This is a genomic window from uncultured Desulfovibrio sp. (genome assembly GCF_949282365.1).
In the GTDB taxonomy this organism is placed as follows: Bacteria; Desulfobacterota; Desulfovibrionia; order Desulfovibrionales; family Desulfovibrionaceae; genus Desulfovibrio.
Genome location: NZ_CASDOY010000060.1, coordinates 1 through 11,076, shown reverse-complemented (window position 1 = coordinate 11,076; position 11,076 = coordinate 1). Strand labels below are relative to the sequence as shown.

Genomic DNA, 11,076 nt, shown 5'->3' with positions numbered 1-11,076 from the left:
CCCCCTCGCGCTCCCCCACCACCCCCGAAAACGTTTATTCAGGTCGGTATGGCACGTCCCCGTCTGCGCATGCAAGCCCCGACATCTCCCCTGACCGGGAAAGACGCAGGATATGCGTGTGCTGCAGGAGCCGCAGCCGGCGGGCAGATGGTGCGCCAGGACGGCGTACCGGCGGCAGCGCAGGGGGCCGGCGTGTAGCCTGCGTTCCCGGCACGAGGGGCGGTTCTGCCGGGGGACTGGCGGCGGAGGGAGGGCCTGTGCGGCGGCAGGATCGTCAGGGACCTGAAGAAAAGGTTTTGGAAAGGAGAGGGGGAGCGCGAGGGGGAGAGGGAGAACCTTTTCCCCGAAAAAGTTTCCCTCTCCCCCTCGCTTGTCTCCCGTTCTTCGACAGCCTAGAAGCTGACCTTACGGGCGGCGTCCAGGGTCTTGCTGAAGTCGTCGTCGCTGTGGGCGAAGGAGACCATGCCGGTCTCGAAGCCCGAGGGCGCCAGGAAGATGCCCTGCTGGCGCATCTGCTTGTAGAAGGTGGTGAACAGCTGCTGGTCGCACTGTTTGGCGCTGGCGAAGTCCGTCACTTCCTGTTCGCTGAAATAGGGGCAGAACATGGAGGCGATGGTGGGCATCTGGATGGGTACGCCCTTGGCGCTGAGGATGGCGCGCAGCTCGCCGGCGAAGGCGGCCACGCGGGCTTCCAGGGCGTCGTAGTCCATCTGGCGCAGCTGGCGCAGGGTGGCCAGACCGGCGGCCATGGCCAGCGGGTTGCCGGACAGGGTCCCGGCCTGGTAGACGGCGCCGCGGGGGGCCACGTTTTCCATATACTGGCGCTTGCCGCCGAAGGCGCCCACGGGCAGGCCGCCACCGATGATCTTGCCGAAGGTGGTCAGGTCGGGGTCGATGCCGAAGCGGGCCTGCGCGCCGCCGAAGGCCGCGCGGAAGCCGGTGATGACTTCGTCGAAGATGAGCAGGGCGCCGTACTGGCGGGTGAGTTCGCGCAGGCCTTCGAGGAAGCCGGGTTTGGGCGGCACCAGGCCCATGTTGGCGGCCACGGGTTCCACGATGACGGCGGCGATCTGTTCGCCCTGGCGGCTGAAGATCTCGCGCACGGCGTCGAGGTCGTTGTAGGGGGCCAGCAGGGTGTCGGCCACCACGGCGGCGGGCACGCCGGGCGTGCCGGGGATGGAGAAGGTGGCCACGCCGGAGCCGGCGGCGGCCAGGAAGGGATCGGCATGGCCGTGGTAGCAGCCCACGAACTTGAGCATCTTGTCGCGGCCGGTGACGCCGCGGGCCAGGCGCAGGGCGCTCATGGTGGCTTCGGTGCCGGAGTTGACCATGCGCACCATTTCCAGACCGGGCATGGCGTCCACCACTTCCTCGGCCAGGGCCACTTCGTCGGGGCAGGGCGCGCCGTAGCTGGTGCCGCGACCGGCGGCCTCGCGTACGGCGGCGGTGACGGCCGGGTGGTCGTGGCCCAGGATCATGGGCCCCCAGGAGAGGATGAAGTCGATGTATTCGCGGCCGTCCACGTCGGTGATGCGGCTGCCGTGGGCTTGGGCGATGAAGAGGGGCAGGCTGTCCACATTGTGGCAGGCGCGCACGGGGCTGTTGACCCCGCCGGGGATGAGCCGGCAGGCTTTTTCAAAAAGCGCGCGGGAGGTGTCGTCCATTGGCGTCAGGCTCCTAAAAATAGGTCATGGAGATTTTTTTGAGTTCTTTCAGGCTCTTGAGGATGGCATATTCACGCAGGGGGGTGGTGTCCATCAGTTCCTGCACCACGTCCCGGCATTCCTGCTCGCTGCGGCCGTGCACCATGGTATAGAGCTCGTAAGGCCAGTCCGGGGCGGCGCTGGGGCGGTAGTAGACATGGGAGATGTGGCTGTGGCGCGCGGCCAGGGTGCCGCATTCTTCCACCTGCCCGGGGGCCACGATCCAGCCCACCATGGCATTGTGGTTCCAGCCGGTCTTCTGGTGTTTGATGCTGGCCCCGAAGCGGCGGATGGCGCCGCTTTGCTTGAGGCGGGCAAGCAGGGCGATGACCTCGTCCTCCGTGCAGCCCACGCTGCGGGCGATATCGGCGTACGGGGTCAGGGAGTCGGGCAGATCGGCCTGCACGATACGCAGGACGGCACGTTCGGTCTCAGTGAATTGCTGGGCCATGTGATCCTCGCAGGACGCAAAACGCCGCGCCTGTGAAAGCGCGGCGGATGCGCCCGAAAAAGGCCCGGCAGCCGGGGCTGCTCGCGGCTTAGCGGTTGAAGGAGCGGGCGAAGAGGTCCTGGATGGCGTCGCGGCCGTTGTCTTCCAGGAAGCGGGTGCCCGTGGCGGCGAAGTGGGCGTATTCGATGACGGGCTTGTCCACCGGGGCCCAGACTTCCTTGTTCCAGGTGAACCAGCCGTTCTTGGGCTGGTCGAAGACCAGCAGGGGCTTGTTGCAGATCTTGGCGAATTCGGCGCCCCAGCCGGTGCCGCCCTTGACGGTGTTGTCGGGCTGGATGGCACCGATGACGATGACCTGGTTGCCGCTGCTGACCTGCCAGCAGATGGACTGCAGCACTTTGCGGAAGATGGGGGCGCGGGTATATTCGCGGCTCATGAGCTTGGAAACGTAGGTCAGGCTCACGTCCTTGAGCGCCAGCTCTTCGGAGGTAAGTACCCGTACACCGCGCTTGCGCTCGATCTGATGTCCTTCAAAGCTGTAGTTGACTTCTTCGATGCCCCAGCCTTCGGCCAGAGCGCCGAAAAACTGTTCCGTCCCGGCAGCGCCGCCGCTGTAGAGAACACACTGTTTGGGATTGAGCATGCAAGCCTCCTCATTAAGATTGCTTCGTGCGGTACTTCCGGCACGTCCGTCACATCATGGCAGAATTTGTCGCGCTCGGCAAGGCGGCGCTCTGCGGCCCTGCCCGGGGCCCAGCGTCGGCAGGCCGCTGCGCGCGGGCTGCCCTGGGTCCTGAAACGACAAAAAAAGCCCCGGAAGCGATGCACCCGGGGCGTTTCTTATGTCCGCGGGAATCCCCTAGTAACGGGGGGGACGCGGGGCGCGGGGTTTGGCTTCGTTGACGCGAAGGGTGCGACCACCAAAGCTGTAGTTATCCAGAGCTTCGATGGCAGCCTGAGCTTCACCGTCTTCCATTTCCACGAAGCCGAAGCCACGGGCGCGGCCGGTTTCCCTGTCGCTGACCAGTTTCACCGACAGAACTTTGCCGTATTCGGCAAAAAGATCCTGCACCTGTTCTTCCGTAGCGGCCCAGGGAAGGTTCCCAACATAGATGGACTTGGACATGAAAAAACACCCTCTCGAAAGTGACAGACACACCGCGTGCGGACCCCAAAACAGCTTGAAGACCTGCGGCACTTGAGAAAACTCAAACATGCTTTGCGGGTCTTGTCAACGTGGATTGTCGGAAAAAGGCCGTTATCCCTTGATATTTTCGGGTTTTCGCGTCTGTCCGGCACAGGCGAAGAGGCTGATTTTGCAGACAAAGAAGTGCGCCCTGCGCTGCGGTTAGCGTTTTTTTTCACAATATGTTTTTCCGGCCGCGAACCTGCCGGGATGGCTGGAAAATCCTGATTGAGCGCACAATCTTTGCCCGCGCGGGATGCCGCCCACGCACAGGCAGGGAAGGGCACCTTCATCGCGGCCGATGACTGAAAACGGGATGCCGCCCGCACACAGGGCGGGGAGAGCGTCAGGCGGCTGCCATGACGTGGGGCAGAACACCACGACGCGGCCGGGCAGCGGACGGGGGACAGCCTCCCGCATCCGCCTGGCGGCCGGTCACGCTTGGCAGACGGGGAGAAGGCCCGGGCCTGCCGTGGCGCGTACGGCCCCGCCGTGCTGTCCGTCCGCGTTACTGGGCGTTCTCCGAGGGGGCCCAGTCCGGGGCCAGGTCCTCGAAGGCCGTATAGGGCGAGATGTAGAGCAGCTCGGCCACGCCCACGGGGCCGTTGCGCTGCTTGCCGATGATGATCTCGGCGATGCCCTGGGCCGGGCGTTCGGCGGGTTTGCTGAACTTGTACACGTCGTCGCGGTAGACGAACATGATGACGTCGGCGTCCTGTTCGATGGCGCCCGATTCGCGCAGGTCCGAGAGCATGGGCCGCTTGTCGCCGCGTTCCTCCACCTTGCGGTTGAGCTGCGAAAGGGCCACCACGGGCACATCCATTTCCTTGGCCAGTCCCTTGAGGGAGCGGGAGATATCGGAGATCTCCAGCTCGCGCGAGTCCGTGCGGCGGCTGGTGCGCATGAGCTGCAGGTAGTCCACGATGACCAGGCCCAGGCCCTTCTCGGCCTTGAGGCGGCGGGCGCGGGCGCGTAGTTCCAGGGTGGTCAGGGCCGGGGTGTCGTCGATGTAGATGGGCGCGCGCGAGATGACGTCGGCCGCGGCGTAGAGGTTGCTCCAGTCCGCGTCGTTGAGCAGGGCCGGGCGGCGCAGTTTGGACATGTCCACCTTGCCCCACACGGCCAGCATGCGCTGCATGAGCTGTTCCTTGCTCATTTCCAGCGAGAAGACGGCCACGGGCACGCCCTGGCGGATGGCGGCATTGAGGCCCATGCAGAGCGAGAAGGCCGTCTTGCCCATGCTGGGCCGGGCCGCCACGATGATCAGGTCCGAGGCCTGGAGCCCGGCGGTGAGCTTGTCCAGGCGGGTGTAGCCCGTGGTGACGCCGGTGATGACGTCGCGGGAGTCGGCCAGCTTGGACAGCTTTTCGAACACGTTGTCCACCAGCTCGCGCGCGCCGGTGAAGTCGCGCCCCGTGGTGCGCTGCGAGATGGCGAACACGGCCTGTTCGGATTCGTCCAGCAGGCTGCCCACCTCGCGCGAGGCGTCGTAACAGTTGCTGATGATGCCGGAGCAGGCGTCGATGAGGCCGCGCTGCAGGGCCTTGTCGCGCACGATGGTGGCGTAATATTCGGCATTGGCACCGGAGACCACGGCCTGGGCCAGGTCCGCCAGATAGACGGCCCCGCCGGCGTCCTCCAGGGCATTGCTGCTCTTGAGCTGCTCGGCGGTGGAGATGAGGTCGATGGGCGCGCTCTTGCGGTAGAGGTCCAGGAAGGCCCGGAAGATGGTGGCATGGGCGGGCAGGTAGAAATCCGTGTCCGTGATCAGGTCCACGATGACGTGCATCAGCTGGGGCCGCATGAGGATGCCGCCCAGCACGGCCTGTTCGGCCTCGGGGCTGTGGGGCGGCACGCGCCGCAGCAGGTCGTTTTCCGCGGTGCGGGCGCGGTCGTTGCCGTCATTGCGGCGGGCGGCGGGCTGGCGGGAGGACGGAGCGGGGCCGGAGCCCAGGGGTTCGGTGCTGGCCATGGCGATCTCGCGGGTTCGGGATGTGAGGGATGTGCCAGAAAGGGCATAAAGCCTGCACCGGGGCCTGTCAATGTCGGGGAGGGAGGGCGGCCGCGCGCATCAGGACTGTTCGTGCCCGCTGCGGGCGAACGGCGCTCCTGCGGAGGCGGATGCATGCACGGGGAAGGTGCGGGCCGCGTGCGAGGGAAAAGAGCGCTGTTATGCCGGGCAATGCTATGCCGGGAAAGGGGCGGCAGCGTGCGAGGGGAAAAGACGGGATTTTGCCTGCCGTGCCGGCGCGAGGCAGGAGGCCGGCGGTGGGCGGCAGCGCGCCGGCCGGGAAGACGGCTGCGGCCAGGGCCCATGCCGTCAGGCTCCATGCGACGGCCCGGAAGTCCGGGGAGGGGCTGTCCCGGGAGGTGCCGCAGGAGAAGGAAAGCCCGGCGCGGCGGAAGGGGAGGAACCGCACGGGACAGGGCATGCACGGCCGCCGCTCCCCGGCGCGAGGCGGCCCGTCGCGGAGCGGGACGAAAAAAGCCCCGCTCACAGAGCGGGGCTTCGGTCAGCATTGGGCCGGAAGTCCGGCGGCCGGGCCTTATTCGGCTTCGGCGGCGGGGGCTTCAGCTTCGGCTTCGGGCTGGGCTTCTTCTTCCACCACGGGATGGTCGGAAACGACCTTCACCGGCACGGTGGCCACGATGCTGGCGTGCAGGCGCACGCGCACGGGATGTTCGCCCAGGGTACGGATGGGGGCGTCCATGAGGATGCGGCGGCGGTCCACTTCCACACCCAGGGCGGCCAGGGCGTCACCGATGATGCTGCTGGTCACGGAGCCGTAGAGCTTGTCGTTGTCGCCCACATGCATGGGGATGACCACTTCCAGGGCTTCCAGCTTGGCGCACAGGCTCTGGGCGTCGGCGCGCAGGGCGTCCATGCGTTCCTGCAGCTTCTTGCGTTCCAGTTCAAAGGCCTTCATGTTGGCTTCGGAAGCCACCATGGCCAGGCCCTGGGGCAGCAGGAAGTTGCGGCCGTAGCCGGGCTTCACGGTAACGACATCGCCAAGATTGCCGAGATTTTCCACGTCGGCGCGAAGTATCAGTTTCATGTGCGCCTCCTTAGATCATGCTCTTTTTCTTGACGGTGGAATCATGCGTGGCGGTGTAGATGAGCAGGGCCATCTGGCGGGCACGCTTGATCTCGCGGGTCAGCAGGCGCTGATGGTGCGCGCAGGTACCGGTGATGCGGCGGGCGATGATCTTGCCGCGTTCGGTGATGAAGTCGCGCAGGATGTCGGGGCGCTTGTAGTTCAGGGGCAGATCCTTGTCCGCGCAGAAGCGGCAGAACTTGCGACGGGGGGCAAACTTCTTCTTGAAAGCCATTACGCGACCTCCACTTCTTCAGCCAGTTTGACGGTCACGAACTTGAAGATGCCGTCCGTGATGCGCACGTTGCGTTCCAGTTCGGCCACCAGTTCGGCGGGGCCCTGGTACACCAGGCGCACATAGTAACCGCGCATCTGTTTGCGCACGGGGTAGGCCAGATCGCGCATGCCCCAGTGATCCACTTCTTCCATGACGCCGTTTTCGCGTTCCACCACGCCGGTCAGGGCGGTCAGGATGCCCTCACGGGTTTCGGCGGAAAGCTCCGGCGAAAGGAGGAGCAGGGTTTCAAATTTCCGCATGGGTATCTCCTTTTGGACTGACAGCCCGTACCCCTCTGGTACGAGCAAGGGAAGACGCTCTATAGCCGCAAGCGGCGCGTCTGTCAAGTTTTGCGCTGCGAAAAGCGCAAAAAGTTTTCGGGCGGGCGGCGCGCGTCGCGCCTGCGGCGGACAGGAGGCGGGCGCCGCTGCCGTGCTCCGGGCCGTGTATGTCCATGGTTGCCGGACCGGGGCCGGAGAGCGCGGCGCGGCAAAAAACGGGCTCCGGCGCGGTACCGGAGAGGGCCTGGACGCGCAGGGGCCGGATGTGCGGCGCAGGCACGCAAGGGCCGTACATCAAGGAAGGCGCGCCGCGGGCGCAGGCTGCGCCTCCGCTCGCGGAGGGCGGGGAAGGGCAGGACCGCCCGGAGCGCCCTGCATCGCAGGTCCTCGCGGCGGCATGGACAGGACGACCGCACGCCGCCTCGTGCCGCAGTTCGTGCGGGCCTATTTGTGATAGACGCGCGGGCTGCCCTGGCCCAGCAGGCAGAGCAGCTCGTAGGCGAAGCCGCCGCAGGCCACGGCCAGTTCGTCGATGCCGACGGGGCGTTCGCCCGCGGCCGCGGGACCGCCCAGCAGCCAGGCCGTATCGCCGGGCCGTACCGGGGGCAGGTGGCTGACGTCGATCATGCACATGCCCATGCAGATGCGGCCCAGCTGGGGTGCACGGCGGCCGTTGACCAGCACCGGGATGCGGCCGGAAGCGCCGCGCGGATAGCCCGTGGCGTAGCCAGCGCCCACCACGGCCACGGTCATGTCGTGCGGGGCCACGAAGAGCTGGCCGTAGGAGATGCCGTCTCCGGCGTGCAGGCGGCGCACCTGCAGCAGGGGGGCGCTCACGGCCATGACGGGTTCCAGGCCCGCGCCGCGCGCTTCCCAGGCCGTGCCCAGGAAGGGGTTGCCGCCGTAGAGGGAAAAGCCGGGGCGGCAGAGTTCGAAGCGGCTTTCGGGCCAGCCCATGGTCCCGGCCGAATTGGCCAGGGAACGCTTGAGTTCCGGGAAGGCCGCCCGCAGGCTGTCGGTCATGGCCGTGAATTTTTCCAGCTGGCGGCGGGTGAAGCCTTCCTTTTCCGGCATGTCGGCGCAGGGGAAATGCGAGACCGCCAGGGAGGGCTTGAGGCCGGGGCAGGCCCGCAGGCGCTCCAGCAGGGCCGGGATGTCTTGCGCCCCGAAGCCCAGACGGCTCATGCCGGTATCCAGCTTGAGGGCCACATGCCAGGGGTCCGCGGCCGTGCTCAGGGCGGCGGCCTTTTCCAGGGCGTCGAAGCCGGTGATGAGGGGCGTCAGGCCGCAGGCGCCGGCCTGCTGCCAGTCGTCGTCGCTCTGGCAGCCCAGCAGGGGCAGGATGGTCTGGGCCAGACCGTCCTGGCGCAGGCAGACGCCCTCCGCCACGGTGCCCACGGCGAAATGGCGCGCGCCTGCGGCGTCCAGGGCGTGGGCCACTTCGGTCATGCCGTGGCCGTAGGCATCGGACTTGATGACGGGCATGAGTCTGTCGGGGCGGCCCATGCGGCTGAAGTTGCGCACGAGGGCGCCCAGATGGATATGACAGCGGGAAGGGGTGAAGGTACAGCTCATGACGGCTCCTCGGATGGAAAACAGGCAGGCACGATAGCAATATTGTCCGGCAGGCACAAGCCGGGGCGCGCAGGGTGCCGGCCATCCTCATGGAAGGGGACGGACGGCGCGCTGCGCGGGGATGCGCGGCAGCGGACAGGGCAGGGGAGCTCCCGCGTCCTGCCGGTCCTGCGGCCCCTGCCGGGAGACGGGCCGCGTCTGGCCGCCGGTCCGGGCGTGCCCGCGGCGGGACGGCTTGTCTTTCCGGCCCCATCCGGCTAGTCTGCCGCCATGACACAATCCGTCTATACCCTCGAACACAGCGACAAGGCGGCCCGCGCCGGGCAGGTGCGCACGGCCCACGGCGTCATCCCCACCCCCATCTTCATGCCCGTGGGCACCGTGGGTTCGGTCAAGGCCGTGGCGCCCGACGATCTGGCCGCCATCGGCGCTCCCATCATCCTGGGCAATACCTATCACCTCTATCTGCGTCCCGGGGACGGGCTGGTGGCCCGGCACGGCGGCCTGCACGGCTTCGCCTCTTGGCCAGGGGCCATCCTCACCGACAGCGGCGGTTTCCAGGTCTTCAGCCTCAGTTCCCTGCGCAAGATCCGTGAGGAGGGCGTGGAGTTCCGTTCCCATCTGGACGGCTCCAAACATCTGTTCACGCCCGAGAACGTGGTGGGCATCCAGCGCAACCTCAATTCCGACATCATGATGGTGCTGGACGAGTGCGTGCCCTACGGCGCGGACTATGCCTACACGGAAAAGTCCCTGGCCCTGACCACGCGCTGGGCCCTGCGCGCCCGGGCGGCCTATCCGCAGGGCAGCGGGCAGAACCTGCTCTTTGCCATCACCCAGGGCGGCTTTTTCAAGGACCTGCGCAAGCGCTCCATCGAGGAGCTCTGCTGTCATGACTTCGACGGCTTCGCCATCGGCGGCCTTTCCGTGGGCGAGAGCAAGCACATGCTCTACGACTTCATGTACGAAGTGGCCCCCCAGCTGCCCAGGGACAAGCCCCGCTACCTCATGGGCGTGGGCACGCCCCTGGACATCGCCCACGGCATCCATGCGGGCATCGACATGTTCGACTGCGTGCTGCCCACCCGCAATGCGCGCAACGGCACGCTCTACACCTCGCTGGGCAAGGTCAACATCAAGCGCAGGGAATACGCCGAGGACGACAGCCCCCTGGACCCGGCCTGCAGCTGCTACACCTGCCGGACCTTCTCCCGCGCCTATCTGCGCCACCTCTACGTCAGCAAGGAGCTGCTGGCCTTCCGGCTCAACTCCTTGCACAACCTGACCTATTTCCTCGATTTGGTCAGACGGGCGCGTCAGGCCATCCTGGAAGACCGTTACGACGCCTTCCTGGCCCATATGGAGAGCCTCTACCCCGACGAGGCCGCCCAGGGCCGGGGCCTGTAGGCTGACGGCGGCAGGTCCGCCGCGGCTCCTGATGACGTCCGGCGGCACGGTGGCCGCCAGTGCCCCGTCGCAGGCCCGTGTCCGTCTGCCCCGGACCATCGCGGGCGGCGGCCGCCCGCGCGCCGGTGGGCGGCGGTCTTATGGCCGCGCATTCCGGCAGGGACCGCACGCTGGCAGCTGCGTGCGGCGGGAACGTCAGGGACTGGCCGTCAGAGGCCTGTCCCCTGTCCGCTGGCGTAGGGGACGCGGAGGCCTTCCCGTCTTCTTTCCGGCCGCAGGCCGACTAACACTTATCAGGCCTTTGTCGGGACAGTTGGCGATAAGGCGGGGGCCGGATGATTGCGGAGGTTAAGCGTCAGCCTCGGAGCAATCGCCGGACCCCGCCTCTCGACAAACCGCGCGATAAACCTGAATTTTTCTATTCCTGTGTGGATTCTGGATAAAAAATAGAGTATAGTGAGTATATTGAAATGACGAGGATGAAATCTGGCGGGAGGTGTGAAACTATGAATCAGGAGCAAATGATCATCCGCAGGATCAGACCCTCTGACGATCCATTTATAGCGGCGATCGTTCGGGCCAATCTTGAGCGGTTTCATCTGGATATCCCGGGGACGGCATATTTTGATCCGGAGCTGGATCACCTGAGCCAGTACTATCAGCTCTCTCCGGGGCAGAGAGCCTACTTTATCCTGGAGGACGATAAGGGGCAGGTCGCCGGGGGCGTCGGTATCGCGGAATTTGACGGTTTTGAGAAATGCGCGGAACTGCAGAAGCTGTATCTGACGGACGCCTGGAAAGGCAAAGGATACGGGAGTAAGCTGATGGAGACGGCGCTGGAATATGCCCGGAGTGCAGGATATGAGCGGGTATATCTGGAAACCCATATCAACCTTCAGACGGCTCTTTGTCTGTATGAGAAGTTTGGGTTTCAATGTCTGGAAAGGCCGGAGACGGCGATTCACAGTACCATGGACCGGTTTTATTTGAAAGAACTACAGGAGGAGATAAAATGAGTCTGGCAGATGTATCCCATGGACCAGATTGGGTGATCTGGATCGTATTTGCTATCTTCGTGGCGCTTGCCATAACGTTTCTTAC

At 65.9% G+C, this 11,076-nt stretch carries 11 protein-coding genes; 2 read left to right on the top strand and 9 right to left on the bottom strand.

The features are described 5' to 3' along the window. Nucleotides 1-392 precede the first annotated feature (392 nt). The 9 genes from hemL to alr form a co-directional block, all read right to left on the bottom strand. A complete protein-coding gene (gene hemL / locus Q1X76_RS09260; RefSeq protein WP_300719462.1) occupies nt 393-1,664 on the bottom strand; it encodes a glutamate-1-semialdehyde 2,1-aminomutase in 1,272 nt (423 codons plus the stop codon). A gap of 13 nt (nt 1,665-1,677) precedes the next feature. Further along, a complete protein-coding gene (ahbB, locus tag Q1X76_RS09255) occupies nt 1,678-2,154 on the bottom strand; it encodes a siroheme decarboxylase subunit beta (protein WP_300719460.1) in 477 nt (158 codons plus the stop codon). A gap of 88 nt (nt 2,155-2,242) precedes the next feature. After that, nucleotides 2,243-2,797, bottom strand: a complete 555-nt coding sequence (locus Q1X76_RS09250) for a hypothetical protein (protein WP_300719458.1) — start codon at nt 2,795-2,797, stop codon at nt 2,243-2,245. Between the two features lie 216 nt (nt 2,798-3,013). After that, the gene (locus Q1X76_RS09245) at nt 3,014-3,280 is read right to left on the bottom strand and encodes an RNA-binding protein (protein ID WP_006008963.1); all 267 of its coding nucleotides are present in this window, start codon (nt 3,278-3,280) and stop codon (nt 3,014-3,016) included. A gap of 568 nt (nt 3,281-3,848) precedes the next feature. Then, the gene (gene dnaB / locus Q1X76_RS09240) at nt 3,849-5,312 is read right to left on the bottom strand and encodes a replicative DNA helicase (RefSeq protein ID WP_300719456.1); all 1,464 of its coding nucleotides are present in this window, start codon (nt 5,310-5,312) and stop codon (nt 3,849-3,851) included. A gap of 574 nt (nt 5,313-5,886) precedes the next feature. After that, complete coding sequence (rplI, locus tag Q1X76_RS09235) at nt 5,887-6,396, bottom strand: 50S ribosomal protein L9 (protein WP_300719454.1); 510 nt, start codon at nt 6,394-6,396, stop codon at nt 5,887-5,889. A 10-nt stretch (nt 6,397-6,406) separates the two neighbouring features. Beyond that, nucleotides 6,407-6,670, bottom strand: coding sequence for a 30S ribosomal protein S18 (gene rpsR / locus Q1X76_RS09230; RefSeq protein WP_006008972.1), 264 nt, complete (start codon nt 6,668-6,670; stop codon nt 6,407-6,409). Further along, nucleotides 6,670-6,972, bottom strand: coding sequence for a 30S ribosomal protein S6 (gene rpsF, locus Q1X76_RS09225; protein ID WP_300719452.1), 303 nt, complete (start codon nt 6,970-6,972; stop codon nt 6,670-6,672). Before rpsF ends, rpsR begins: the two co-directional genes overlap by 1 nt. Before the next feature lie 465 nt (nt 6,973-7,437). Further along, nucleotides 7,438-8,568: an alanine racemase gene (alr, locus tag Q1X76_RS09220; RefSeq protein ID WP_300719450.1), complete on the bottom strand. Its 1,131-nt coding sequence runs from the start codon at nt 8,566-8,568 to the stop codon at nt 7,438-7,440. Between the two features lie 270 nt (nt 8,569-8,838). Here alr and tgt point away from each other — a divergent pair, with 270 nt between their 5' ends. Further along, on the top strand, nt 8,839-9,975 hold the full coding sequence (tgt, locus tag Q1X76_RS09215; RefSeq protein WP_300719448.1) for a tRNA guanosine(34) transglycosylase Tgt: 1,137 nt from the start codon (nt 8,839-8,841) through the stop codon (nt 9,973-9,975). 506 nt (nt 9,976-10,481) lie between these two features. Beyond that, entirely contained in the window at nt 10,482-10,991 is a 510-nt protein-coding gene (locus Q1X76_RS09210) for a GNAT family N-acetyltransferase (protein WP_300719447.1), read from the top strand. The last annotated feature ends 85 nt before the right edge of the window (nt 10,992-11,076 follow it).